This is a genomic window from Nocardia pseudovaccinii NBRC 100343 (assembly GCF_001613225.1).
GTDB lineage: Bacteria > Actinomycetota > Actinomycetes > Mycobacteriales > Mycobacteriaceae > Nocardia > Nocardia pseudovaccinii.
The window spans coordinates 14,642-41,334 of the sequence record NZ_BDBY01000377.1; the positions used below are offsets into that span (position 1 = coordinate 14,642).

Below are 26,693 nucleotides of genomic sequence, written 5' to 3' on the forward strand. Positions count from 1 at the left end.
CGCGATGCCTGCTCGCGCGCACCACCGCGCGGGTAATGTCAACGTCTCGGAGGTGGCGCGTGTCGACCGAGCTGATCGGGCGGGGAGACGAACTTGCCGATCTGCTCCGCTGGCTCGACGCTGCGGTGAACGGAAATCCGCAGTTGGTCGTGTGTTCCGGCGAGGCGGGTATCGGCAAGACCCGTTTGGTGTCCGAACTGGCCGAGCGCGCGCAGGCGCGGGGTGTGCGCACGCTGTGGACCCGGGCGCTGGAACTGCCCGACGCACCGCCGTTCTGGCTCTGGCGGCAGGCCCTTGCCGATCTACCGGCCGTCGACGTCGCACCGGTCGAGCGCACCGCGCTGTTCGAAAGCTTCGCCGATCGTCTCGATAGCACCGCGGCCCTGTTCGTCATCGATGACATCCACTGGGCCGATGAACCGTCGCTGCAGGCGCTGCTGCATCTGATCCGGAATCTGCGCGGTAAGCGAATCCTGGTGTGCGCCACCGAACGTGACACGGTATCCGATGCCGCGACCGGCTGGCGCGCGATCAAACCGGATCTGCTGCGGGAGCCGGTGACCAGGACACTCGGCCTGACCGGTCTGTCGCCGGAGAGTTCGGCACAGTGCCTACAGGCCGAGGCCGGACGGGCCGTGCCGGATCAGATCACCTTCGACGCCTACACGATGACCGCTGGAAATCCGTTCTACCTGCGCGAACTCGGGCGATCGCTACAGGAGACGGGTGCGCTGCAACTGCCTGCGACCCTGCGTGAGGTGGTCCGCGGCCGACTGGTGCCGCTCGCGCCGCGCACCCAGGAGTTGCTGCGGTCATCCTCGATTCTCGGCGAGGAGTTTCCGATCGCGGTGGCGTCGCGGTTGATCGGCAGGCCCGCGCTGGAGTGTCTGACCGCGGTGGACGAGGCCGTCGCGGCGGGATTGCTGGTGGTTGGTGCGCAGCCGGGTGCGGTGCGTTTCGGGCATGCGCTGGTGCGTGCCGCACTGCAGGAAAGTCTGTTGCTGCAGCAGCGGGTGATCCTGCACGCCAGGGCGGCACAGGCCATCGAGGAACTGTATCCCGATGCGCTGGAACACCATTCGGCGGCACTGGCGCGGCATTGGGCGGGTGCGGCGGTGACCGGCGAACACGGTCCCGCGGTGCACTGGGCGCGCCGCGCGGGCGATGCGGCATTGCGGGAATTGGCGTTCGAGGAGGCCGTGCGGCTCTACGGTCTGGCGCTCGACCATGCCGCCGGATCGGACGCCGCAGATCGCGGCAGATTGCTGCTGGCCAGGGCCACGGCAAGGCTACGGGCGGGCGATCTCGGTGCGGCCCGCGCGGATAGCGTTGCCGCGCTGACCATCGGCCGTCGCGTCGGCGATGCCACCCTGATCGCGGAGTGCGCACTCGTACTCGAACCGGTCGGCGATCGTGTCTGGGATCGCGACATTCGTGAATGGTGCACGGAAGCACTGGAATTCGATGGCCTGCCGGATCTGCTCCGGACGCGGCTGCTCGCGCGCTCGACGGAGGCTTCGGTCTATTTGGGTCTGCTCGACAACGTCGACGAGACGAGCGTGGCCGCACTGCAGCTCGCCGACGCATGCGGCGATCCGGAGGCCGTGGTCGCCGCCTTGCGTGCCCGTCAACTCGCCTGCGCCGCACCGGAACACCGCGTGGAGCGGGCCGAATTGGCCGCCCGCATGACGGATGCCGGACTGAGCCTGCGCAGCCCATCGATCGAGCTGTGGGGCAGGCTATGGGCCATCGACTCGCAGTGGGAGCGTGGCGAACTCGCGGCGATCGGCAGTGAGCTGTCGCGGCTGCGCTGGTGTGTGCGGCATACCGGCGGGCCGATGGCCCGCTGGAATCTGCTGGTGGCCGAGGCGGCCTTGGCGCAGGGCCACGGGGATCTGGACGAGGCGCTGCGGCTCGGCGGGCAGGCGCGCGAACTGGCCGAATCGATCGGTCATCCGGCGGGTTATGGCGCGTACCGGGCGCTGGTGGGCACCATCGGCCATCACCGCGGTCACCTCGATATCAGCTTCGAATTACCGCCGTTGTCCATGCGCGGCGAGGTCCGCAACGAGATCTTCGCCCGGCTGGGCACGGCATTTCCACTGGTCGAAGACGGTCGCACCGCAGAGGCCGAACCGCTGTATCGCGGGCTCGGTCCGCCCGAAGAGTGGGTGATCCCGCCGTACTTCGTGCTCAACGCACTGGTAGTCGGCGGTTCCGTCGCACTGGCTCTCGGTCTGGACCAGGACATCCGCTACTTCGCGCAGCGCCTCGCCCCGTATCGCGATGGTCATGCGGTCGGCGGAGGCGGCAACGGACACTACCTAGGCCCGGTCACCCTGTGGCTCGGCAAATTCGCGGCAGCCATCGGCGACTCGGCGACCGCCGAGCAGGATCTCGGCACCGCGCGCAAGATCTGTCGCGAGATCGGCGCCCGCTGCTTCGCCGTGGAGGCCGATTGTGAACTGGCCGACCTCCTGATCCGCCGCGGCGCCACCGAGGACGGCGTAACCATGGCCAAATCCGCACTGCCACTTGCGGAGTCCTACGGTATGGCCCCCTGGGTGCAGCGCCTGCGCGGCCTCGCCGCGACACCGCTGAACCGCGCGACGCTCTCCCCACGGGAACGCGAAGTCGCCGCTCTCGTCGCCGCCGGTAAAAGCAACCGCGAAATCGCGACCGCACTGGTGTTATCCGAGCGCACCGCGCAGAACCACGTCCAACACATCCTGACCAAGCTCGGATTCACCAACCGCAGCCAGATCGCGGCCTGGGCGAGCAGGAACCCGGGTCCAAAGTAACGGTTGTGTTGCCATGGGCTCACATGGCGTTGATTTCGCCGGAATTGGGAATCCTTCGTCACACGTCCCGTGAGCGGAATGAGGTGCCACATGAACACAGTGGTATGCGGCGATTGCTGGCGTCGCGAAAACTTGACGTTCGCACAGCGACTGGACCCGGCATTCATCCGGCCCGGATTTGTCTATCTGTGCCCCGAGCACCGAGCCTGTCGAGCCGAAACGCTCGGTCGGCCCGAGCTCGGACAATCGGCGGCGTGAATCCCCGAAACCAACGCGCACCCCAGCGAATTTCGCTGGCGGTCAAGGCGCGTCGGGCAATGAACCGGTACGTCCGCGTTCGCGCTCCGCGGCGGTGGCGAGGTAATCGCCCAACTCGCGGCGCAGCGTGACATCGAGCGACCGGACCAGGGTGGCGTGCACCGAGGCGACCGCCAGTTCGCGCATTTTGTTGAGCATCGTTGTGGTGTCGGCGATTTCGCTGCTGGTCTCGGGCAGCCAGCCGGGCCCGTGCTCGTCGACGATGTGCTGTTTGGCGGCCGTGATCATGATGTGGGTGATGTCATCGATGCGGTCGGCGACCTTGGCGTAGATCTCGATCAGCGTGCGCAGTTCCAGGCCGTATTCGTGTAGTTCGGCGAACGAGGTGAGCAGTGCGGTATCGGTGAAGGCGACGGTATCGCCCTCGATCCGCACCAGCTTCATCTCTGCGAGCCGGTCGACGAGCTCGTCGGTATCGGTGCCGAGAATGGTCCCGATCAGTTCGCGGGGTACTTCGAAGGTTTCGTCCTTCGCCCAGGGGGCCGTCACCGCGTGCTGCAGGCCGAGCACCTCGGTGAGGTCCTTGCCGGTCTCCCAGCTGGTGATGAAATCGGCGATATGGGCGGTGGTGAAGCCGCGCTGCAGCAGCGCGTCGATGAGTCGCAGTCGCTCCAGATGCGAATCGTCGTAGATGCTGGCGCGCCCGTCCTTGCCGACCGGGGGCGGTAGCAATCCGCGCTCCTGGTAGGCGCGCACATTCCGGCTCGTGGTGCCCGCGGCGCGGGCGAGATCATCGATCCGGTACTCCGGCACCGATATCACCTCCCATAGCGACTAGGGCACGCCTGCACCGGCGGCCGGAACGCGGTCTTCGAACCGACCGAGTCTAGCGTTGCGACCACCGGTGCCCGTCACCTAGGAAACCGCCGCGATCCGGTTCTTCGCTGTGTCCGCGGCGGGTACGACGTGATAGTCGTCGAGGTTCACCGTCCGCAGCTGGCCCACGTACTGGGTGGCGAAACCCGGATACATGGTCGCATTGAACCCGTCCTCGGTGAGATACCAACTGCGGCAGCCGGAGTTCCATGTGGTGCTGCCCAGGCGCCGCTGGATCGCCGCGTTGTAGCGGTCCTGCCGGTCCTTGCGCACATCGAGCATGCGCAGATCCCGGTCCAGAATGGTGCCGATCGCGCTCACCAGATAGTCGATCTGGGCCTCCATGTACACCAGCGCCGAATTGTGTCCCGGCCCCGAATTCGGCCCGAAGGTGAAGAACAGATTCGGGTACCCGGAAACCGCGATGCTCTTGTACGCATACGCGCCGTGGTGCCACTCCTCGGCGAGGACCCGCCCGTCCCGGCCGACGACCGGGATGGGTGTGCCGGTCTTGGAGACATCGAATCCGGTGGCGAAGACAATGCAATCGGCTTGATGCTCAACACCTTCCGCAGTGCGGATGCCGTGTTCGGCGATGCGTGCGATCGGCCAGGTGACCAGCTTGCAGTTGTCGCGTTGCAGGGCCGGATAGTAGTCGTCGGTCATCAGCAGCCGCTTGCATCCGGCGCGGAAGTCCGGGGTGAGCTGGCGGCGCAGCCACGGATCCTTCACCTGTCTGCGCAGCTGGGCTCGCCCGACCAATTCGACGACCCTGGTCAGCGGGGTATTCCACACCACGCCGAGCGCGACGGATTCATGCCCGTAGAACCAGGCCAGACGCGAGAGGGATTCGGCCGCGGGCACCCGCCGGTAAAGCTGTTTGGTCAAGGGGGTGGTGCGCCGATTGACTCGGGGCAGCACCCATCCCGGCGTCCGCTGGAACACCTTGACCGAGGCCGCCCGCTCCACCAGCTCCGGAATGAGCTGCACCGCACTGGCTCCGGTGCCGACGACCGCCACCTTCTTCCCGGTGAAGTCGTAGTCGTGATCCCAACGGGCACTGTGGATCTTGTGCCCCCGGTAGTCCTCGATGCCGGGAATATTCGGCAGACTCGCATTTGCCAGCGGCCCGGAGGCCAACACCACCGCTCTGGCGCGGACGGTCTCCGCGCGGTCCTCGATCGTGATGTGCCAGACCCCGGCGTCCTCGTCGAACACGATTCCGGTGACATTGAGGCCGAAGCGGAAGTGCTTGTGCAGTCCGAACTTCGCGGCCATCGACTCGATATAGCCGAGGATTTCGCTGCTGCCGGAGTAGGTGTGCGACCAATCCGGGTTCGGCGCGAAACTGTAGGAATACAGCCGCGACGGAATATCGCACGCCGCGCCGGGATAGGTGTTGTCGCGCCAGGTCCCACCGATCGCGGTGCCGCGTTCGAGGATCGCGAAATCGCCGATTCCCTTTTGCTTCAGGCGAATCGCGGCGCCGATTCCGGCGAATCCGCCGCCGATAATGGCGACATCCAAGGTAGGCCCACCTGTCGCCCGACCGCCGCCCCTCATCGAATCGCTGCGCAATGCTGTGTTCATCTCGTCCTTCGTCATGCCGCAGGCTCGTAGGTGAGTTCCTTGGACCAGGTCGGCTGCGGGCGCAGCAGCCGCTTCGGCACCCGGGCGGTGATCTTGACCAGTGCGTCGGCCAGCAGGTGATAGGGATGGCCGCGGTTGATCACCCAGCCGCCGTGCATCTTCACGATCTGATACATCGGCAGCCTGCGCGCGAACTCACTGCGCTCGCCGACATTCGCGTAGCGCTTCAGCGCCGCATACAACTTCTCCTCGTCGACGCCCATCTCGACGATGTTGTCGCGCATCTTGTTCAGCAGCGGCACATAGCTCAGCACGCCGATGATGAACGTCGGCTTGGCCCACCCGCCCACAAGATCGATGAGCAGCTTGCGCATCTGTGCGTGACCGAGCAGATCCATCACCGCGAAATCCACAGCCAGATGCCGGGATTCGTCGGCATTGATCTTCTTGAAGGCCTCCTGGCAGATCGGATCCTCGATCTCGTCCATGATGAACTTGATCAGCGCACCGTCCAGCGCCACCTCCAGCATCGGAATCACCGTGCCAAGGAACGACAGCGACATATCGTCGGAGTACTGGTCCAGGAAGTCGATGACCAGCTTGACATTCACATTCGGCTGCGGAATCTCATCGCCGTCGAGCATGCCCCAGCGCCGCATCAGCGCGAGTTCGGCATTGGCGTGCTTCTGCTCCTCGGCGTGGAAGTAGCGGTAGATCTCGCGCAGCGTTTCGGTCGGCGCCTTCTTCGCCATGGCGGCGAAACCGCGCGCACCGACATTCTCGATCCACATCAGATCGGCCATGAACGGCTTGAGTTTGACGTGCAGTTCGGGCGAAATCGTTTCCGCGCCGGGGGCATCCCAGTCGATATCGGCCAGCGCCCATTGGCGATCCTTGATCTTACGGAGCATGTCGTCGAAGTCCATGACGTTGGCCATGATCAGACTCCCGTCTTATCGGAGACCGAGGTCCGGTCCGTCGTGGTCGAGTCCTCCTGTGGCAGTAGCCGATCCAGGAGTCCGAGGGCATAGGTGTACTGGGCGGGGAAGTAGCGCTTGAGCAGCCAGATGAGGTGCGCGTCCAGTTGCGGCAGCACATACAGCTGGCCGCGGTCGTGGGCATCGAGGGTGGTGCGCGCGACGCTGTCGGGGGAGAAGCCGGTCAGGCGCATGAGGGTGTCGGCCAATCGGGCCGATTGCGGTGTAATGCGGCCGTCGCGAGCCACATTCGTCTTGACGAAGGTCGGGCACAGCACGGTGACCGCGACTCCGGTGCCGCTCATCTCGGCGGCCATGGTCTCCGAAAGCGAAAGCACCGCGGCCTTGGACGCGTTGTAGACCGCCATCGATGGTGCGGCGGCGAAGGCAGCCGCGGAGGCGACATTGATGATGCCGCCGCGGCGGGCGGCGCGCAGTTGCGGTGCGAAGATCTCGCATCCGTGCACCACACCCCACAGGTTGATGCCGAGTGCCCACTCCCAGTCGTCGAAACCGATTTCGCCGACCGGCTTTCCGCCGATGCCGACACCGGCATTGTTGACCACCAGCGTGACCGGGCGTTCGAACAGCGATTCGGCGAAGCGCGCAAGCACTTCCACCTCCTCGCGGCGCGAAACATCGCAGCGGAACGCATGCGCGGCACCCGGATGGTTGCGCTCGATGAGGGCGACGGTCTCGTCGGCGCGGGATTCATCGATATCGGCGCAGATCACCTGTCCACCGCGTACGGCGATTTCGAGTGCGAAGGCCCGGCCGATACCGCTGCCCGCACCGGTCACCACCGCGCGGGCGCCGTGGCTGCGCCGCGGTCGGATACCGATCGGAATGAGCCTTTCCAGTCCGAACATCTCAGCTCACCTTCTTCGTGACGGTCTGGGAAATCAGTGCGGTACAGAGGAATTCAGCGGCCCGATCCAATGCCTTGTCCGCCTCCGGCACCAGCAGCGGCAGCGCCTGGAAGACATGCACCTGGCCCGGCCAGATCTCGAGTGCGCAATCGCCGCCCGCATCGCGCACCATCGCGTGCAGGTGTCGGGCGTCGGCGCAGAGCATTTCGGCGCCGCCCGCCTGGATCAGCAGCGGCGGCATGGCCATACCCGGCGGAATTCGTAGCCGCAGGCGCGGTGCGTCGGCGGGCAGGTCGCGGGTGTAGACGTGGGGGAGCCGACCGGCCGCGCGGGCCGAGATGACCGGATCCCGTTGCCGCCGTTCCTGTTCGGCGGCCAAACCGAGGGTGAGATCGATCAGCGGGGAGAACATCGCGACGGCGGCGGGTTGTGGGCGGGCGTGGCGGTCGTTCTCGATCAGTAGATCCAGCGCCAGATGCCCACCCGCGGAATCGCAGGCGATCACCAGGTCTTGTGCGGCGAAACCGCGGTCGAGCAGCCAGCGGTATCCGGCCTCGACATCATCGGCGGCGGCCGGAAACCGATGCTCCGGCGCGAGCCGGTAGTCGGTGAGGAAGACCGGCAGTCCGGTCTTCCTGGACAGTTGCGCGGCCAAGCCGCGGTGGGTGCGGGCCGAGCAGAGGACGTAGCCGCTGCCGTGAATGTAGTAGATGGCGCGCTGTCCGAAATCCACGCCGGGTGCGCGGACCCATTCGCCGCGGACGGTGCCGGACCGGACCTGGACGACGGATATGCCACGTGGCGTCGGACCCGCCGTGGCCATGATCGTCGCGATCAGCTTGCGTGCGAACCACACTCCCGGTGCGTTCATGGGTACCGCGTTGTTCAGCGGCCGCAGCCCGATCTCGCATGCCGCGGCAGCGAGTCTGGACCGTGCCGACGGCACCGTCGGAACGCCGGGGACCGAGGTCCTCGTTGACCTTGTCATGACCTAAGCGTCAGGCATAAATGTGCCAGTTGTCAATGGCACATTCAAAAAAGGCTGTTTATGGCGCGGACATTCTGAGCCGGGCCTCGATCGAATCCGAGGCTGCCCGTTCAGTGCTCGCGACAGGGTGCTGGAGGCCGCCGCTTACCGCGGTGGATCACCAGTGCTCATAGCTGAATGACACCGACCTGGGTCCGGGGTGGGTCAGTAACCCCGTTTGATATCGATCGGAGCGAGCAGGTCGCGCCCAGTGGTGAAGCGCTGCACATTCGCCCCGACATGGTCCGCGAAAGCCGCGAGCCGCAGCTGCGGTGGATTCGAATCATGTGGTGTGACAATGGCATTCGGCAGCACCCAGAGCGGGTGGCCATCCGGCAGCGGTTCGGGATCGGTGACATCGAGACCGGCGCCGCCGATCGCACCGGAGGCCAGTGCGGCCACCAGTGCGTCGGTATCGATGAGGCTGCCGCGCGCCACATTGATCACCCAGGAAGACGGCTTCAGCCGGGCCAGTTCCTCGGCTCCGACCAGGTGTTTCGTCTCGGGCGTCGCGGGGGCGGCGATAACCACGTGATCGGTGCGCGGCCAGATCCGGGCGAGATGTTCGGCCGGAAGGGTCTCGACGGTGTCCGGGATGCCGGGTCCGGTCACCGGGCGGCCCGAACGATTGACGGCGATGATGTGCGCGCCGAGCGGGACGAGCATGGGAATCAGGGCGCGCCCGATCCCGCCCGCACCGACAATGGTCACCGTCTTGCCGTGCAGTGTGCCGACATGCGGGAAGAAATCGTACTGTCGCCAACTTCCCGCCCGCAGGTGCTCCGGCAGATAACGCACCCCGGCGAGCAGCAGCATCAGTGCGTGCTCGGCCACGCTCGCGGCGAAAGCGCCTGCGGCGGAGGTGAATCGAACCTCCGGATGCCGAGCGAGAATGCCCGCGGTGAACCAGTCCTCGACACCGGCCGCGGGCAACTGCACCCATTCGACCGACGGCGGCAACTCGTCCGGGAACTCACCTGGCCCACCCGCCCAGATCAAGGCGCGAGCCTGCGGCAGATCCGCGACGGTCGCGCCGCCCTCGACCACGGCCTTGCGCAGCAACGTCGGCGCGGGCGTCGACGGGCCGATCGCGACCGGAACCGGAACCTCCGCGGCGCTCATGACGACCTCCTGTCCCGGCAAAACCACTGGCACGGCGCCCGCGGCTGTCTCCGAAGCGAACCGTAGCACCGGTGCCCTTTGTCCGGTTCCAGCCGCCACCCCGTGTGACGATCGTTCGGCGGTCAGTCCTCGTCGAGGTCGACGTCCAGATTGTCGCGTTCGGCCCACTCCAGCAGTTGGTCGATGCGGAACACCGCTTCGTCGATGCCCTCGTGCAGATCGCCGAATTCGGCGAAGCGGGTGGGGACCGTCTTCATGGTGAAGTCGCGCGGGTCGACGTCGGGTATCTCGTCCCAGCGGACAGGGGTCGAGACCGTCGCCTCCGGGACGCCGCGCACCGAATAGGCGGCGGCGATGGTGTGGTCGCGGGCGTTCTGGTTGTAGTCGACGAACAGCAGTTTCGGATCGCGGTCCTTGCGCCACCAGGTTGTGGTCACATCGTCGGGTGCGCGGCGCTCGACCTCGTGTGCGAAGGCCAATGCCGCCCGGCGAACTTCGGTGAAACCCCACTCCGGCGCGATGCGCACATAGATGTGCATGCCCTTGCCCCCGGAGGTTTTCGGCCAGCCGACCGCGCCCAGCTCGTCGAGCACTTCCTGCGCGACGCCCGCGACTCGCTGCACCCGCGACCACGGGCAATCCGGCATCGGGTCCAGGTCGATGCGCCATTCGTCGGGACGCTCGGTGTCCTCGCGGCGCGAGTTCCACGGGTGGAACTCGACCGTGGACATCTGCACCGCCCAGATGACATCGGCCAGCTTGTCCACGCAGAGTTCGTCCGCATGTCGGCTGTAGCGCGGAAAGAAGACGCGCACCGCGGGAATCCAGTCCGGCGCGCCAGCGGGCAGCCGCTTCTGATGCACCTTGTCACCCGCGAGCCCCTTGGGGAACCGGTGCAGCATGCACGGCCTGTCCCGCAGCGCGCGGACGATGCCGTCGCCGACGCTCAGGTAGTACTGCACCAGGTCGAGCTTGGTCGCGCCGGACTCCGGGAAGTAGATCCGGTCCGGGTTGGAGATGCGGACGGTGCGGTCGCCGACATCGAGTTCGACAGCGGGCGACGCGGACTTGCTGGCCACCTGTCCGACGATAACGGCTCGGTGGGTCCGCCGCCCGCATCCGCGTGATATACAGCTCAAACTGTTTAGTTGAAACTGTACAGTTGAGACTGGATAAATTAGGGTCGATGGCATGGACGAGAAGATCTCCGAATCGGCCGTCCGAGCCGCCAGTGAGGTGCGGGTGGTCGTCGGCAGGCTGCGGCGGCGCCTGCGCGAACTGGCCGCCGATGACGACCTCACCCCCTCGCAGGCGGCGGTACTGAGTCGCTTGGACCGAGACGGTGCGGCATCCACCAGTGATCTGGCGGCGGCCGAACGGGTGCGGCCGCAGTCGATGGCGATGACCGTAGCGGCGCTGGATCGCTACGGATTCGTGGAGCGTCGTCCGGATCCCACGGACGGGCGCAGGCAATTGCTGTCGCTGACCGACGCGGGCCGTGAGCGATTGAAGGGCGACCGGCGGGTGCGTCAGGAGTGGTTGGCGCGCACACTGCACGAGCGGTACACGGAGGCGCAGCGACGCACCATCCTCGAGGCACTGGCACTGCTCGACGATGTGGCGCAATCATGACGGCGATCGAGGAGCACTCCGAATCATTTACTGAGGTAAGGGGATTCGATCGCAGGCTGATCGCGCCGATGCTTCTCGGCTCGATTCTGAATCCGATCAACTCCTCGATGCTGGCGGTGGCGCTGGTGCCGATCGGCAAGGCGTTCGGCGCGCCGCCGTCGGAAACCATCTGGCTGGTGTCGGCGCTGTATCTGGCCACCGCGGTCGGGCAGCCGGTGGTCGGGCGGCTCGTCGACCGATACGGACCGCGCACGCTCTATCTGCTCGGCACGGCTTTGGTCGGTATCGCGGGCGTACTCGGTGCCTTCGCACCTGGGCTAGGTGTCCTGATCCTGTCCAGAGTGCTGCTCGGCTTCGGCACCTCCGCGGCATATCCGGCCTCGATGTTCTTGTTGCGCAGCGAATCCGAGCGCACCGGGTCGCAGAGCCCGGCCGGGGTGCTCGCCATGTTGTCGATCGCCAATCAGGTGATGGCGGTGGTCGGGCCGACGCTGGGTGGGGCGCTGATCGGTATCGGCGGTTGGCATCTGATCTTCAGCGTCAATGTGCCGTTGTCGCTGGCCTCTCTGGTGCTCGGGCGGATGAGTTTGCCCGAATTGGCCGAGTTGCCCGCGAGCGTGCGGGCACGGCAGGGCGGTGGCGTGGATATCACCGGAATGGTGTTGTTCGCGGGAACGCTTGTCGGTGCGATGCTGTTTCTGATGAAACCGGCTGTCGCGCACTGGTATCTGCTCGTGCTCGCCGGTGTGGTCGGTATCGGATTCGTGCTGCGGGAGCTGCGCGCGGCCCAGCCGTTCATCGATCTGCGAATGCTCGGCGGCAATGCGCCGTTGCTGGCCACCTATGGCCGTCAGGTGCTCGCCTTCGTCACGGCTTATGCCTTCCTGTACGGCTTTACGCAATGGCTGGAGGAGGGACGGTCGCTGAGTGCGTCCGTGGCCGGACTGGTGCTTTTGCCGATGTCGTTGAGCGCCATCGCGATTACCGCGATCACCGGGCGGCGTCACCAGGTGCGCGGCAAACTCGTCGCCGGTGGTCTGCTGCAAGTCGCGGCGTGCGCGTGCCTGCTGTTACTCGATCCGCACACCGGGTTCTGGCTGCTCGTGGTGGTCGGTGTGCTGAGCGGCCTGCCGCAGGGACTGAACGGGCTTGCCAATCAGAACGCCCTGTACCACCAGGCCGATCCGGCGCGGATGGCGTCGTCGGCCGGATTATTGCGCACCGGAACGTATCTCGGTGCGCTGATCGCGGCGGCGGCGAATGCGGCGGTATTCCCGCACGCCGCGGACAGTGCTGGAGTGCACGAGCTCGCACTGTTGCTGCTCGTCGTCTCGGTGCTGCTGGTCATCGTCACGCTCGCCGACCGCTCGCTCGCGCGGGTGGGACGCGACTCCGCTTGAACTCGTTATGTCCCAAGATAATTCAGCTCAGAAAGGGTAATTCATGCCGGTCACCACACTCGACGAGCGCACCGCCCTGGTCGTCATCGACCTTCAGCAAGGCATTGTCGCCGCACCGCGCAAACCGCATTCGGCTGCCGCGGTCATCGAGAATTCCGCCGCACTCGCCCACGCGTTCCGGGAGCACGGCCTGCCGGTCGTGCTCGTCCGCGTCTCGTTCGCGCTCGATGGTGCCGATCAGGTGAAGGGGCGCAATGAATTTCCGTATCCGGGCGGAAATCCGCCCGAGGGTTGGGACCGGATCGTGGACGAGCTCACCGGCCATCCGGAGGATATCCATGTCACCAAGCGCAACTGGGGCGCGTTCTACGGCACCGACCTCGATCTGCAACTGCGTCGCCGCGGCATCACCCAGATCGTGCTGGCCGGAATCGCCACCAGCATCGGCGTCGAATCCACCGCCCGCGCCGCGCACGAACACGGCTACCACGTCACCCTGGCCGTCGACGCCATGACCGACTCGGACGCCGAGGCCCACCAGCACAGCATCAGCAAGATCTTCCCGCGCCTCGGCGAAACCGGCAGCACCGCCGAGATCGTCGAACTACTCGCCGCGACCCGCTGACCCGCGGCTTCGCCGGTTGTGAACACCGATGCCATCCGAGTCGAAGGGGCGCACACTGGCGAGATGATGACCAAGCTGATGCGAGCGATTCGTCGACTGTTCGGCCGGGGCGCGGTGCCCGCCGGTGGTGATCAGGGGCCAGGTGAGGCCGGTGGCGGTGCCGCGGGCGTCCGGGAGCCGCGCAGGCCGATACCCCCGGATACCCGCCTGAGCGACACTGTGCGGATCGAGCCGGATCCGCCGACGCTTCGACTACCGGACGCGCGCCAGTAGGGCGTGTCCGGTAATGACCGATCGCGGGATCAATCGGGCCTGCGCAGTTCCGGCATGGGTGGTAGCTCGGTAGTATCGGCCATCGGGTCGATGTGCTGTTTGTCCAAGGATTCGAAGAATGCCTCGGCGGAGCCGTACCGCGCTTTGACCTCTTCTAACAGCCGTTTTGCGGGCAGGTTCGAGTACATGGGCATATCGTGACCGATAATTCTGGTCCGGAACATTAGTTAGCCAAATATTTGCCACATTGTTAGTTGTGGTGGCGGACCGCTGCGGCTTCGCCAGGATCCGCGGCGACCGAATGCGTGGGGCAGATCCGCGATGATCACCTACGCCGGTAATCCGGTGCTGTCGACATCCCAGCGCGGCAAACATCGGGCTCGCGGACGTGAGTCTAGGTTTGCGTGGCGAGTGTGAACGGCAGCACTGCCGGTGCTCCCGCGTTGCGCAGCGCATAGGCGGCCACGGTCAGCGTCCATCCGGTATCGGAGAGTGCGTCGACGAGCAGGATCGGACCGTCCACCGAACTCAGGTCCGGGATCAGCCAGGAGTCGAACAATCCGGCCACCCGATGTGCCGAGTTCGCCGCGGACACCGGCGGCCGGTCCGGACGCAATTGCAAGGTGCCGAGGTCACGCAGACGACCGACCTCGGCGAGGCGGGCGGCGAGGGTGGCGGTGAGTACCGGATAGCGGTGCGATTCGAGGGCCATGACCGCGATCGGTCGCGTCGTCCAATCCCATTCGCGCAGCACTGCGATACAGGCGTCGAAGACCGCATCCGGAACCGGATCGTCGGGCGCGTCCAGCAGGGCGCGCAGGCGCTGACCCCAGCCGAGATCGGTGAGCCGACCCAGCGCACGTCCGGTCTCCGCGCCGTTGGTGATCTTGCCGGACAACGGAATACCGAGTTTCGCCATCCCGGTCGGCCACTGCTTACGCGGGGCGAGATCGAGGCCGGGACGGTCCAGCCGGGCGCGGGTCGCGGCGATGGCCGAGGAATCGATGGTGGTATCGAGGCGAGTCCCGGTGCAGTTGTCGCAGCGCCCGCACCCGGGCGCGTCGGCCTCGAGTGCGGGCAGGCCGGGATCGTCGAGTTGGCGGCGCAGGAATTGCATCCGGCAGCCGGTGGTGCGCTGATAGTCGATCATCGCCTGCTGTTCGACCTCACGGGCCGCGGCGAGACGTTCGTAGCGTTCGGTGTCGTAGACCCACGGCTGCCCGGTGGCGATCCAGCCACCGCGGACCCGCCGCACCGCGCCGTCCACATCGAGCACCTTGAGCACCATTTCCAGGCGCGAGCGATTCAGCTCGACCATGGGCTCGAGCGCGACGGTCGACATGGCCCGGTCGAAATCCAGTGCGTCGAGTACCGAGCGCACGATGTGTTCGCGTGGAAAGGCAACGGAGGCAAAGTAACTCCAGATCCTGGCATCCTCCGGGCCGGGCAGCAGCACCACCTCGGCGCGATCGGTGCCACGACCGGCACGACCCACCTGCTGGTAGTAGGCGATGGGGGAGGACGGCGCACCGACGTGCACCACGAAACCCAGGTCGGGTTTGTCGAAGCCCATGCCCAGCGCCGAGGTGGCGATGAGCGCCTTCACCTCGTTGTTCAGCAGTGCCGCCTCCAGTGCCTCGCGTTCGGCGGTATCGGTCTGCCCGGTGTAGGCGGCGACATTGTGTCCGTGCGAATTCAGCACGTCGGCGAGGTCGTGCGCGGCGGCGACCGTGAGGGTGTAGACGATGCCGGAGCCTGCCAGCTCGCCGAGGTGTCCGCTGAGCCATGCGGTGCGCTCGACGGCGTCGTCGAAACGCACCACCGACATGTGCAGCGATTCGCGATCCAAGGTTCCCCGCAGGACCAACGGGGGTGGCAAGCCGACGGAGTCGGCGGGGTGGGTAGACGCAGCGTCGGTGCCGATCTGGGTGGCGACATCGGTGACCACCCGATCGTTGGCGGTCGCGGTGGTGGCCAGCACCGGCACATCGGAGCCGAGATCGGCGATCAGGGTGCGGATGCGGCGGTAGTCGGGCCGGAAATCGTGCCCCCAGTCCGAGACGCAGTGCGCCTCATCGATCACGACCAGTCCGGCGTCGGCGGCCAGCTTGGGCAATACCTGGTCGCGGAAGTCCGGATTGTTCAGTCTTTCCGGGCTGACCAGCAGCACATCCACCTCGCCCGCCGCCACCCGATCGTGGATCTCATCCCATTCGGTGACATTGCCGGAGTTGATGGTCGCCGCGACCACACCCGCCCGCTCGGCGGCAGCGACCTGGTTGCGCATCAGCGCCAGCAGCGGCGACACGATCACGGTGGGCCCGCGCCCCGCCCGCCGCAGCAGCTTGGCCGCGATGAAATACACCGCCGACTTACCCCAGCCGGTGCGCTGGACCACGAGGGCCCGCCGCCGCTGCACGATCAGCGCCTCGATCGCCGTCCACTGATCCTCGCGCAATCTCGCCTGCGGTCCCGCGAGGTCGCGCAGCAGCTCTTCGGCCCGTTCCCGCAGATCGGGCGCGGTGAGGTCGATCGCTGAAGTACCGGCCGCGGTGGTCATGCGCTCCATCGTGCCTGATGCCACCGACATCGATCCTGACGACCGTGCCGCGCGGGGCGCACCCTGTGGATTCGCACCGGCGACCGGCACCCAGCCGAAACGGCGAAATATCCCTGGGCAACGGACAATAGAGTGAGACTATTGCTCCGCACCGTGGGACCGCGCAGGAGGCAGCCATGACCAACTACGAGCCGCCGCCGGGATGGGCGCCACCCGGTGCTCAATTCCGCAGTACCGGTGGATTCGGGCGGACCGTTTTCGGCATACTGACCGGTCTGGTGGTGACCCCGGTCGGGATCGGACTAGCAGCGCATGCGGCGCTCGATACCCGGCAGTGGGTCATTCTCGGATCCGCGGCCAATCGGGCGGGATCGACGTTCCAGATCGTCGGTGGGGCGCTTCTATTGCTCCTCGTGGCGGCGCTGGCCGCGTATGCACCGGCCGGAACAGTGCTGGCCGGTCTGGTGTGGGGTGTGGTGCCGGGATTCGTGTACTTCCTGTTCCCGGACGACACCTGGCGGATCATTCACGACGACCTGCCGATGTTGTCCGATGAGATGCGGTTAGCACTGATCACCTGGGTGACGAGTGGATACGCGTTCATTCTCGGCGTCTTGCTGCTCGGTGCGGGCGTCGCGGGTACGATGCGGCGGCGCTGATTAGTTAGGACGAATTGCGTTGGTGGCCAATGTAATTCACCTATGTTTGGGTCGATTTCCGCTCTACTCTGTGAGTTTCATTGACGACATCCGCATCCCCACGCAGCTCCCCCTCGGTCTATGCGATCAGATCGGCGACCGGGGGTTCTTGAAAGCGGTGTTTGATACCTAAAAGGAATGGCACGATGGCCCCATGCTGGACCCTACGATTCCTGCTGTTGCGTACATCATTGGCCTTCTCCAGACAGATGGAACCCATGAGGGGAGTCTTGACGGTAAGGGGCGAGTGTCCCTTGAACTGGCGATTCGAGACGAGGATGTCCTGCCGCGTATCGCTGAGGTGCTCCCGTGTAGTTCGTCGATCGGCCACCGGACACGTGCTACCAACTTCGAAGATCACTATCAGACCGCCACGTTGCGGTTCTACGATCAAGGCGTCCGCCGGGCGATTGCCAACTTGGGCGTATCGGTAGGCAAAAAGACCCGAACAATTCGACCCCCTGTCGCACCATTTGCCACTGCTGACTATCTACGAGGTCTCCTCGACGGAGACGGCTCAGTCGGCTTCACTCGCAAGGGTGAACCATTCATAAGCTTCGTGACCGCCAGTCCAGCTGCGGCTGAGTTCTTTTGCCACGTGATACAAACCGTCTGTGGGGTCACGAGGACGGCACGCCCGAATCAGCGGGACGGTGTCTCCAATGTCATGGTTCTAAACGTGGCAGCTGCGAAACTTGCAGCATGGTTTGGTATTCGCCGGATGCGCTCGGCTTGGAACGGAAGTACACGGCCGCTAGACAAGTCGCTGCATGGGCACCGGCCATCGAGAAAGCGGGACGTTATGGCGTGACCAGGACGCCATGGACAGCTCACGACGACCAGATCGTTCTCAGCCATGGGCAAGCAGTGGCTGCCGAAATTCTGGGACGCACAGTTTCCAGCGTGTCGGTCCGCAAGTGGCGGCTCCGTAATATGGCAACACAGCACCTTGGATATCACTGAGCTCACTCGGGCCGAATTGCGGTTGTACTCACCGCAATTCGGCCACATCTTACCCCTTCACGCACAGCACCTGACGCAACGTCGCGACGATATCGACCAGATCGCTCTGCGCGGCGATGACCTCGTCGATGTCCTTGTACGCGGCCGGGATCTCGTCGACCACGCCCGCATCCTTGCGCGATTCCACGCCCTCGGTCTGCGCGATCAGATCCGCGACGGTGAACTGCCTCTTCGCCGCATTCCGGCTCATCCGCCGACCCGCACCGTGTGATGCCGACTGGAACGAGGCCGGATTTCCCTTGCCGCGCACCACATATGAGCGTGTGCCCATCGAACCCGGAATCAATGCCAGATCGCCTGCGCCCGCCCGCACCGCACCCTTCCGGGTGACCAGCATCGGCACACCGTCGATCTCCTCCTCCGCAACATAATTGTGATGACAGCTGATCGGGTCGTCGAAAAGCACCTCGCGCCCGGCGAATTCCGCGCGCACGGCACCGCACACCAGCGATAGCATGACCGCGCGGTTGCGCGCGGCGTATTCCTGCGCCCAGGTCAGATCGCGCCGGTAGGCTTCCATTTCCGGTGTGCCGGAAAGGAATACGGCCAGATCGCGATCGGGTAGGTCCTGGTTGTGCGGGAGTGCGCGCGCGACCGTCATATGCCGTTCGGCGAGTTCCTTGCCGATATTGCGGCTACCGGAGTGCAGCAGGATCCACACCGAATCGTGCTCGTCGAGGCAGACCTCGATGAAGTGGTTGCCGGAGCCGAGCGAGCCGATCTGCTTGTGCGCCTTGGATTCCAGTGCCTGCACGCCCGGATTCAGCGAGCCGAACTCGGACCAGAAACGTGCCCAGCCACGGACATGCTTGGCCAGCTCGCCATGAGAGGCGGCGAACTGCGCGCCCAGCTTCGCAACGTCGACCGCATTCTTATGGGACTGGAACCCCACCGGGACCGCCGCCTCGATGCGCGAGCGCAGCGAATGCAGATTGTCCGGCAGGTCGGCCGCGGTGAGGTCGGTCTTCACGCTCTCCATACCGCAGCCGATATCCACCCCGACGGCCGCGGGCGCCACGGCATCGCGCATGGCGATCACAGAGCCGACGGTCGCCCCCTTGCCGAGGTGCACGTCGGGCATGACGCGGACACCGTGGACCCATGGCAGTTGCGCGATATTCCGCAGCTGCCGCAGCGCGGACTGCTCGATTTCGTGCTCGTTGGCCCACATGAGCGTCTGCGCCCTGGTACCGCGCAGCTCGACGGGAAACATGGGAAGCGTCCTTCCTTGTTCGGTCTGTTCCCTATCAACGCTAGATTCACGCAGGGCTGTGCGCACTTCAATATTCGAGAACCTGGCGGCGGGAATCGGCCGTGCGGCGTCGCGGCGCGCGACCGGACGTGCACGCCGCGTTCGGCAACCGCTATCGTGCGGAGCGGAACTTTTCGGCGAGCGAAAGCATGGTGAAGGTACCGTGAGCAACCCTCAGGGGGAATGGGCCGTTCCGCCGTCACCGCCCCGGTCCAGCAACCGCGCTGTCGTCGTTCTGGTGACGGTCGCCGCGGTGCTGTTCGTCGTCGTGGGCGTGGTCGGCGTTGTTGTGGTGCAGAAGAGCAACGTCACTTCGGGTGTCGCGACGGCAGCGGGCGCCGGTTCCGGGACGACCCCGGCGGGCGTGACAGCTACCGGTGCGGTCCGCATCGGCGATTCGAATGCGAAGGTCGTCGTTCGCGTGGTCGCGGACCTGCAGTGCCCCGCATGCAAGCAATTCGAGAAACGCAATGCCAAGACGCTCGAAGACGCCGCCAAGAACGGCACGGCGATCATCGAGTACGACGTCATTTCGTTCTTGGACCGCGCCTCCAGCACCAAGTACTCCTCCCGCGCCGCGAACGCGTCGTATTGTGTTGCCGGACAAGACCATTCGAAGTATCAGGGCTGGTTCGCCGCGATGTTCGAACAGCAGCCCGCCGAGGGCGGCAGTGGCCTGCCCGACAGCAAACTCGTCGAGATCGCGAAGAACGCGGGCTACACCGACCCGTCGGTTGCCCAATGTATTACCGATCGCAAATACGACACCTATCTCCGTGACAAGACCGAACAGGTCCTCAACGGCGACGTCAACGCCACTCCGACCGTTTTCGTCAACGGCAAGAAACTCGACTCCAGCCAGCTGTCGAACGGACTCGACGCCGCCATCGCCGCCGCACGCTAGGGATAGGTGCGCACGGCGTTTCCGCGGGCGATCGCGATGACGAGCCCTTCGGCGTCAGCGAGGGTGATGGCGTCGTCGGCGATCCATTCGTCCAGCAGGCGGCCGAGACCGCGCCGCCACAGCCGTGCGCCGAGGTAGTGCAGCTCGGGGAGTCCGTAGCCGTCGGAGGAGTAGAGCATCGACCGGAACGGCGCGAGTTCGAGGGCTTCGCCGAGCACCGCTGCGGCTCGTTGTCCCACGTAGGGGATTGTCAGGCCGAGGTCGAGGTGCACATGGTCGAAGGCGTGCGCGAGGTAGGCGGCGTTGCGGTGGAAGGGCCAGCAGTGCAGCAGCATGACCGATAATCCGGAGCCCGCGGTGGCGTGCAGGAAGTCGGTGAGCAGCAGTGGGTCGGTGTGCTGGAGCCGCAGATCCGTATCGCCGAATCCGGTGTGGAACTGCAGTGGCAGGCCGAATTCCGCTCCGATGCGGGCACCGAGTCCGACCAGCCAGCCGAGCGTCGCCGGATCGGTGAGGCGCAGTTCGTGGATGATCGTCGATGGCAGGGTATCGGTGACGGGAAAGTTCAGACCATAGCGGTAGCCCACGATTGTCTTGAGGCCGACCGCATTTCGGGCCCGACCGCGCAATGTGGTTTCGATATCCTCGAAAGGCATTGTCGCGATGCTGACTTCGGCGATCACCTGTTCGGCTATCTGTTCGAGCCGGACGATCTCGCGCACCTCGCCAGGGGCGACCGCGGCGAATTCCGCTCGGCCACCGCCGAATCCGGTATCGAGAAACCATCGCGTGGTGCCGGAGGCACGCAGCAGTCGGGTGGTCGTTTCACGCCAGCCGAGTTCGGCCCTGCGCGCCAGATACCTTTCCGGATCGGCATGCGGCTCCAGGTCGAGAATCGGTGCGCACCAACGCCTTACGGCAAGGCCGATAGCGGAATCGAAGGTGCCGCGCTGCCCTTCACCGAGCAGTCGCTCGAAGCCGGGGCGGTCCAGATCCGCGGCGACGACGCCGTGACAATGGTGATCGGTCAGTGCGACACCATCGGTGAGCACGCTAGAACCGCCAGCGGGTCATCTCGATCACCTTGGCCGGGCTGATATCCCGATAGCGTTCGGCCTCTGCGCGGCGCACGGTGAGCAGCGCATCGTGCAATTCGACGCCGAGTGCCTCGGCGAGCACCTTGGAGTCGGCGAGTGCGTCGGCGGCATCCATCGAACTGGTCGGCAACCGTCGCACACCCGACAGCATCAGTTGTTCGGCATCGAATCCCATTGGATCGCCGCTGATTTCGGCGGGCAGGCGCAATTCTTCGGCGATACCGGCGAGTCCGGCCGCAATGACCGTACCGACGATCAGATACGGATTACCGGTCGCGTCGAAACATTTGATCTCGGCATTGGCTGCCCATTCCTCGGTGCCCTGCACGCCGGTGATGAAGCGCAGCGCCGCCTCCCGCGTCTCCCGGCCCCAGCACTGCCAGACCCCGGCCCACCGCGAGGGTTGCAGCCGCAGGAAACTCGCCGGATTGCCCGCGCCGATCGCGACCAATGCGGGCAGTTCGCGCAGCACACCGGCCAGGAACGCCTCGCCCGCGGGGCGCATGCCGTGCGGTCCCTCGCCCTGTGCCAAGAGCGGTCCTTCGTTGTCGTGCAGCGAAAAATGCAGGTGCGCACCGGAACCCGCACCGCTCGGCTCGATACACGGTGCGAGCAGCGCCCGCCAACCGTATTGCGCGCTCACCTGCCGGATGGTGTGCCGCACCAGGATCGCGTCATCCGCGGCGGCGACCGGATCATTGGGTGCGACCGACAATTCCAGTTGCGACAGCGCGTACTCCGGATGGAACTGATCGACGGCGACCTCCTGACGCTCCAGCGCCGCGACGAGATCACTGGCGTACTCGCCCACCTGACTCAACCGGATCAAGCTGTAGGCGGGTCCGAATACCGCTGGGACGAAATCGTTTTCGACATCCCCGCGCCCGACCGACCACTCCGTCTCGAAGGCCATCGAAATCCGCAGCCCGGCGTTCTGCGCCGCCTGCGCCTGCCGGGTCGCGAAGGCGCGCTGGCAGGCGACGAAGCGGGTGCCGTCCTGGGTGTACTTATCGGCGGGCGCCCAGGCCCACCCCGGCTGACAGGCGAGTTCGGTCAATCGCGACAGATCGGGTATCAGCCGCAGATCACCGTCGGGTCCGCCGAGATACCGCCCGACGGACATCAGATCATCGAAGGTGAACGTTTCGAAACAGGGCGACACCCCGATGCCGAATTTGGCGGCCTGCGCCAACCGCCCCTTCGGCACCGTCTTCACCCTGGTTATCCCGGCATTGTCCACAAAAGTCAGGGCAACCATATGGGCCTCGAGGTGCCCGATCAACGCATCGTGGGCACCCTCGGCCGGTATCCGATCCGGCATGGTGGGCATGAGTCCCAAGATAATCCGCCCTCGCCCGCTTCGGGACGGACTCGGCCCACCTCATCGCGGCCAGTTCGATGGCAGGCACGCTGCTGGCGTCGTCGCGGCTTATGATCGACCTATCGGGACCAGCTGGTTTTCGCCTCGAGAGGTGAGTACATGAGTCGCTCGCGGTGCGGTCGGAGTGCCGGGCAGCCGCAAACGCGCGAATTTCCGGGAAGTCTGCGCCTGTGATCGGGTGAGCGGTCGGTGTCCGACGGTAAGGCCGAGGGGACGCAACGCGACCTGACTTTCGGCATCGCAGCGGAACTGGCTGCGGCCGGGTTCGCCGATGCCCAAGAGATCGGCCGCGGCGCATTCGGAATCGTGTACCGGTGCACCGAGTCCGCACTTGATCGGGACGTGGCGGTGAAGGTTCTCGGATCGACGGTCGACGACGAGGACCGGACCCGCTTCCTACGCGAACAGCGAGCCCTTGGGAAGTTCTCGACCCACCCGAACATCGTCCAGGTGCTGACGACCGACGTCACCCCGACCGGTCGGCCGTTCATCGTGATGCCCTTCCACCCCAGAGGCTCGCTCGACGCGCGGATTCGCGCGGACGGACCGTTGCCGTGGCAGGAGGTATTGGCCGTGGGCGTGAAGTTGGCGGGCGCGCTGGCGACCGCGCACGCCTGCGGTGTCATCCATCGCGACGTCAACCCCGCCAACGTGCTGATCAGTGACTACGGTGAACCGCAGCTGGCGGACTTCGGTATCGCGCGCGTCGGTGGCGCGTTCGAGACAGCGGCCGGGCTCGTCGCGGGGACCCCGGCCTACACGGCTCCGGAGGTGATACGCGGCGAACCTCCGACGGTTCTCTCCGATATGTATGGGCTGGGCGCGACGCTGTTCACGGCTCTCACCGGCCACGCCGCATTCGAGCGCCAGGCGGGCGAGTCGATGGTGGCGCAGTTCGTGCGCATCACCTCCGAACCCGTCCCCGACCTGCGATCCGCCGGGGTACCGGCAATGGTGTGCGCCATCCTGGAAGCCGCGATGGCCGCAGACCCCGCTGTCCGCCCGGCGACTGCCCGGGACTTCGGTGAAAGGTTGCGCACCGCGCAGTTCTCCTGCGGGCTGCCGGTGGACACGATGGCCGCCCCGGAACACGACGGATCCGTCGAAACCGTGTCGGTCGCGGGCAGTCGGCCGATCTCGTCGACAATGTCGGCCGCCGCAATCGCATTGCCGCCGCAATCGGCCCCGAAGACCCGGTTCCGTCCACCGACGACGCTGCGCAGGCTGGTGAATCGCCCGCGGTTGCTGGAGACCTTACGGGAGGGACAGTCCAGGCGGCTGGTCCTCATTCATGGCCCGGCCGGTTTCGGCAAGAGCAGCTTGGCCGCACAGTGGGCGCACGCGCTCGACGTGGACGGCGTCCGGGCGGCCTGGTTGGCGATCGCGGAGGACGACAACAATGTCGTGTGGTTCCTGAGCCACTTGGTGGAGGCGATTCGCCAGGTTCGTCCCACGCTGGCGATCGAGCTGACCCAGATTCTCGAGGAACATTCCGCCGCCGCGGCGCAGCAGGTGATGACGGCCCTGATCAACGAGATCCACGACAGTGCGGAGCCCGTTGCCGTCGTGATCGACGATTGGCACCAGGTGACAAGTCCGGCGACTCTCGCCGCGATGGAGTTCCTGCTCGACAACGGGGGCGACTACCTTCGATTGATCGTCACCAGCCGAACTCGCACCGGTCTTCCGTTGGGGCGCATGAGCGTTCAGGACGAACTGGTGGAAATCGACGAGACCGCACTGCGCTTCGATTCCGGGGAAGCGACGGTTTTCCTGGTCGGTGCGAAGAGATTGCACCTTTCCGACGCCGACGTGGACCGGCTGCGCGAGTCGACGGAGGGCTGGGTGGCGGCTCTGCAACTCGCCTCACTGTCACTGCGCGGCAAGGAGGATCCCGGTGGCTACCTGGACCAGATCACCGGCCAGCACTACGCCATCGGCGAATACCTGATGGAAAACGTCGTCGCCGAGCTCGAACCGACGATGCTCGAGTTCGTCATGCGGACCGCCGTCACCGACACCATCTGTGGAGATCTCGCCGAGGCGCTGACCGGAGTGCGGTCCGGGCAGGAACAGCTCGAGGAGGTACGGCGCCGAGACCTGTTCCTGCGCAGCGTCGATGACGAGCTGCGGTGGTTCCGCTATCATGCGCTCTTCGCGGACTTCTTGCGCCGCAGACTGATCCAACAGCACCCCGGCTTGCTCGAACAGCTCCATCTGATCGCGTCGACCTGGTTCGCCGAGCACGAAATGCTCACCGAAGCCGTGGATCACGCACTCGCGGCAGGCGCGGCCGAGCGGGCGAAACTCCTGGTGCAAGAACACGCCGACACGCTCATCGAGGATTCCCGCATGGCCACCTTCCTGGGCCTGGTGAAGAAGCTGCCCGCGGCGATCACGGTTGCCGATCCACAACTGCAGCTGTCGGTGGCCTGGGCCAACATCTCGCTGCAGCGCCCTGCCGCCACCCGGACCGCGCTGGATCGCGTGGACGCGGCACTGGCAACCGCCGCACCGGACGATCCCGGAACCGCGGATCTGCGCATCCAGGCCGATGTGACGCGAGCCGCGGAATACCTTGTGACGGACCGGTTCAAGGATTTCCCGGATGCCGCCGAGGCATGGCTGCAGCGGCCGGTACGACCGTTCTTCGCGAGCGTCGCGGCCACCACCGCGGAAGCGGCCGCCTACTATCGCTTCGACTTCGCTGGCGCCCGCCGATGGCACGCGTGGGCCGAGCCCTACCGGACGCGCATCAACGGCCCAGCAGGCGTGGTCTACGGCGCCTGCATCGCGGGCCAAGCCGCCGCCGAAGAACTCGACATCGCCGGCGCCGAGGCGCTCTTCCGCTCCGCGCTCACCCGCGCCCGGAATACCGGCAGCAAATCCCACGCGACCCGGATGGCCAGCGGGCTGCTCGGTGAATTGCTCTACCAGAAAGGGCAATACGCCGAAGCCGCCGAGCTGCTGGCATTCGGCCCCGGCGTCGCGGCTGGCGCCATGGAATTCCTGATCGCCACCTATGGGACCGGTCCCAGGCTGGTGGCAATGCGCGGCGATCTCGATGCCGCACGAAGACAGTTGGACGAGGGGCAAATGGTCGCGGAGCATATCCCCCTGCCACGGCTGAGCGCCCGCATTGTGAACGAGCGGGTACGACTGGGTCTGCCGATCACCGACGCAGACCGGCAGACGCTCGAGCACCTGCCCGCGTACCAGCGGCAACCGAACCACCCACTCGCGATCACCGCCGAACTCACCCACGATTCGGCCATTCGTCTCCTACTCGCCCAACAGTCACCGGCCGCCGCCGAGCGCTGCGTCGTCGCCGCCGAACAGATCCTTGCCGAAATCCGTACCCAACCTCGCCCCCGCGCTCTTCTACAAGCTCAATTGCTATACGGCGGTTGTCTTTCCGCCGCCGGACGAACCGATCAGGCGATCGCCTGCCTGACTCCGGCGCTTTCCCGCTGCGCCGAACTCGGTCTCCTCCGAGTGGCCGTGGACAGCGCCCCCGCGCTCGCTCCGATCGTGGAAGCCCTGCTCGCCGCCCCGGAGACCCCCGACCGCCCACCCCGCTCTTTCCTACGACAGATCCTGAACGAGCTCGACGGAATCAGCGAATGGCCACGTCACGAATAAGCGCGGAGGGCGACATCAGTGCACCGCCACCGGCATCAGGCCGCATGGATCAAGATCAGGTGGCACTGGTGGCGGGGGTTACTCGTGCGATGCCTGCACAGATTCCACCTGATCTTGAACTCGGCCTGCGCCCAGCGACTCCCGCTCTGCCCGCTACGCCACCAGCACCAACCGGAGCGGCGATCCATCCGGAATCGGCTGCGACGCAACCATTCCCACTCTTCTGGCCGAATCTTCGCCCACCTCGGGCGGAGTCGGTGCGGCGGTCTCGGTGCAGATCTCGCTCATCGTTCCCGCGTGATCGCCGGTTCAGCTCCTCACCCACGACACCATCGCCCAACCAGCATCGACGACGAACTCCTGGCAACCACCACGACAGTGGCCCAAGCGTTTTCGCAGGTCAGCCTACCCGGGTCGCTAAACGATCAGAGTGGCTCACGGGCACCGAGACGCGCACGGGGGGTGCCGCAGATCGTCCGCAGTCGGGACGGTTGCCACGCGCCGCCGCCCGAGATATCGGCGAAGTTGCGCTGAGCAGGAATTTTGTGTGAAGGTGCTCGGGTGTAGAGCGGCCGGCGCACGGCAGAGAGGGGAGGTCCGATGTCGGAGACATTCAAAGTCGACGACGAGGACGACGAATACTTCCGGGCCCGCCAGCAGCGCGGGTGGCTGCAGTGACCAGGGCA

The 26,693-nt window shown here is 65.9% G+C and carries 21 protein-coding genes; 9 read left to right on the forward strand and 12 right to left on the reverse strand.

Translation table 11 applies throughout. From position 1 onward, the window contains the following. Positions 1-59 precede the first annotated feature (59 nt). Positions 60-2,801 (forward strand): ATP-binding protein, encoded by a 2,742-nt coding sequence (locus NP3_RS41015; protein ID WP_063047091.1) that lies wholly within the window; start codon positions 60-62, stop codon positions 2,799-2,801. 300 nt (positions 2,802-3,101) lie between these two features. Here NP3_RS41015 and NP3_RS41020 read toward each other — a convergent pair whose 3' ends face one another. The 7 genes from NP3_RS41020 to ligD form a co-directional block, all read right to left on the reverse strand. Beyond that, positions 3,102-3,872: a MerR family transcriptional regulator gene (locus tag NP3_RS41020; protein ID WP_063047106.1), complete on the reverse strand. Its 771-nt coding sequence runs from the start codon at positions 3,870-3,872 to the stop codon at positions 3,102-3,104. A gap of 102 nt (positions 3,873-3,974) precedes the next feature. Then, positions 3,975-5,498, reverse strand: a complete 1,524-nt coding sequence (locus NP3_RS41025) for a flavin-containing monooxygenase (RefSeq protein WP_063047107.1) — start codon at positions 5,496-5,498, stop codon at positions 3,975-3,977. Positions 5,499-5,536: 38 nt separating this feature from the next. Continuing rightward, the gene (locus NP3_RS41030) at positions 5,537-6,463 is read right to left on the reverse strand and encodes a ferritin-like domain-containing protein (protein WP_174566311.1); all 927 of its coding nucleotides are present in this window, start codon (positions 6,461-6,463) and stop codon (positions 5,537-5,539) included. A 2-nt stretch (positions 6,464-6,465) separates the two neighbouring features. Then, positions 6,466-7,371 carry an SDR family NAD(P)-dependent oxidoreductase gene (locus NP3_RS41035; RefSeq protein ID WP_063047092.1) on the reverse strand — a complete coding sequence of 302 codons (906 nt, stop codon included), beginning with the start codon at positions 7,369-7,371 and terminating at the stop codon, positions 6,466-6,468. A gap of 1 nt (position 7,372) precedes the next feature. Then, complete coding sequence (locus NP3_RS41040) at positions 7,373-8,359, reverse strand: alpha/beta hydrolase (RefSeq protein ID WP_063047093.1); 987 nt, start codon at positions 8,357-8,359, stop codon at positions 7,373-7,375. Positions 8,360-8,563: 204 nt separating this feature from the next. Continuing rightward, complete coding sequence (locus tag NP3_RS41045) at positions 8,564-9,520, reverse strand: D-isomer specific 2-hydroxyacid dehydrogenase family protein (RefSeq protein ID WP_063047109.1); 957 nt, start codon at positions 9,518-9,520, stop codon at positions 8,564-8,566. A 122-nt stretch (positions 9,521-9,642) separates the two neighbouring features. Next, the gene (gene ligD, locus NP3_RS41050; protein WP_063047094.1) at positions 9,643-10,599 is read right to left on the reverse strand and encodes a non-homologous end-joining DNA ligase; all 957 of its coding nucleotides are present in this window, start codon (positions 10,597-10,599) and stop codon (positions 9,643-9,645) included. A gap of 112 nt (positions 10,600-10,711) precedes the next feature. Here ligD and NP3_RS41055 point away from each other — a divergent pair, with 112 nt between their 5' ends. The 4 genes from NP3_RS41055 to NP3_RS41070 all read left to right on the forward strand — a co-directional run bounded on the left by NP3_RS41055 (position 10,712) and on the right by NP3_RS41070 (position 13,450). Next, positions 10,712-11,152 (forward strand): MarR family winged helix-turn-helix transcriptional regulator, encoded by a 441-nt coding sequence (locus NP3_RS41055; RefSeq protein ID WP_063047095.1) that lies wholly within the window; start codon positions 10,712-10,714, stop codon positions 11,150-11,152. Beyond that, the gene (locus NP3_RS41060; protein ID WP_063047096.1) at positions 11,149-12,552 is read left to right on the forward strand and encodes an MFS transporter; all 1,404 of its coding nucleotides are present in this window, start codon (positions 11,149-11,151) and stop codon (positions 12,550-12,552) included. Before NP3_RS41055 ends, NP3_RS41060 begins: the two co-directional genes overlap by 4 nt. Before the next feature lie 43 nt (positions 12,553-12,595). Next, positions 12,596-13,177 carry a hydrolase gene (locus NP3_RS41065; protein ID WP_063047097.1) on the forward strand — a complete coding sequence of 194 codons (582 nt, stop codon included), beginning with the start codon at positions 12,596-12,598 and terminating at the stop codon, positions 13,175-13,177. 63 nt (positions 13,178-13,240) lie between these two features. Next, the gene (locus tag NP3_RS41070; RefSeq protein ID WP_063047098.1) at positions 13,241-13,450 is read left to right on the forward strand and encodes a hypothetical protein; all 210 of its coding nucleotides are present in this window, start codon (positions 13,241-13,243) and stop codon (positions 13,448-13,450) included. Between the two features lie 29 nt (positions 13,451-13,479). Here NP3_RS41070 and NP3_RS48635 read toward each other — a convergent pair whose 3' ends face one another. Together NP3_RS48635 and NP3_RS41075 are read right to left on the reverse strand one after the other, a co-directional pair. After that, the gene (locus tag NP3_RS48635; protein WP_157124889.1) at positions 13,480-13,638 is read right to left on the reverse strand and encodes a hypothetical protein; all 159 of its coding nucleotides are present in this window, start codon (positions 13,636-13,638) and stop codon (positions 13,480-13,482) included. Positions 13,639-13,844: 206 nt separating this feature from the next. Next, entirely contained in the window at positions 13,845-16,019 is a 2,175-nt protein-coding gene (locus NP3_RS41075) for a RecQ family ATP-dependent DNA helicase (RefSeq protein WP_373864822.1), read from the reverse strand. Positions 16,020-16,186: 167 nt separating this feature from the next. Here NP3_RS41075 and NP3_RS41080 point away from each other — a divergent pair, with 167 nt between their 5' ends. Continuing rightward, positions 16,187-16,669, forward strand: a complete 483-nt coding sequence (locus NP3_RS41080) for a hypothetical protein (protein ID WP_063047099.1) — start codon at positions 16,187-16,189, stop codon at positions 16,667-16,669. A 193-nt stretch (positions 16,670-16,862) separates the two neighbouring features. Continuing rightward, positions 16,863-17,519 carry an LAGLIDADG family homing endonuclease gene (locus tag NP3_RS51705; RefSeq protein WP_157124890.1) on the forward strand — a complete coding sequence of 219 codons (657 nt, stop codon included), beginning with the start codon at positions 16,863-16,865 and terminating at the stop codon, positions 17,517-17,519. A gap of 201 nt (positions 17,520-17,720) precedes the next feature. On the opposite strand, the gene NP3_RS41085 is transcribed toward NP3_RS51705, so the two are convergent. After that, positions 17,721-18,944: an RtcB family protein gene (locus NP3_RS41085; protein WP_063047100.1), complete on the reverse strand. Its 1,224-nt coding sequence runs from the start codon at positions 18,942-18,944 to the stop codon at positions 17,721-17,723. 202 nt (positions 18,945-19,146) lie between these two features. Between NP3_RS41085 and NP3_RS41090 the strand changes: the two genes are divergently transcribed. After that, on the forward strand, positions 19,147-19,887 hold the full coding sequence (locus NP3_RS41090; protein WP_063047101.1) for a DsbA family protein: 741 nt from the start codon (positions 19,147-19,149) through the stop codon (positions 19,885-19,887). Here the strand turns inward: NP3_RS41090 and NP3_RS41095 are convergent. Both NP3_RS41095 and NP3_RS41100 read right to left on the reverse strand, forming a co-directional pair. Further along, a complete protein-coding gene (locus NP3_RS41095) occupies positions 19,884-20,939 on the reverse strand; it encodes an amidohydrolase family protein (RefSeq protein WP_063047102.1) in 1,056 nt (351 codons plus the stop codon). The two genes, NP3_RS41090 and NP3_RS41095, sit on opposite strands and share 4 nt — an antisense overlap. A 1-nt stretch (position 20,940) precedes the next feature. Next, positions 20,941-22,314, reverse strand: a complete 1,374-nt coding sequence (locus NP3_RS41100; protein ID WP_084509604.1) for a type I glutamate--ammonia ligase — start codon at positions 22,312-22,314, stop codon at positions 20,941-20,943. Positions 22,315-22,554: 240 nt separating this feature from the next. On the opposite strand from NP3_RS41100, the gene NP3_RS41105 reads away from it, so the two are divergent. Then, complete coding sequence (locus NP3_RS41105; protein WP_063047103.1) at positions 22,555-26,007, forward strand: serine/threonine-protein kinase; 3,453 nt, start codon at positions 22,555-22,557, stop codon at positions 26,005-26,007. The last annotated feature ends 686 nt before the right edge of the window (positions 26,008-26,693 follow it).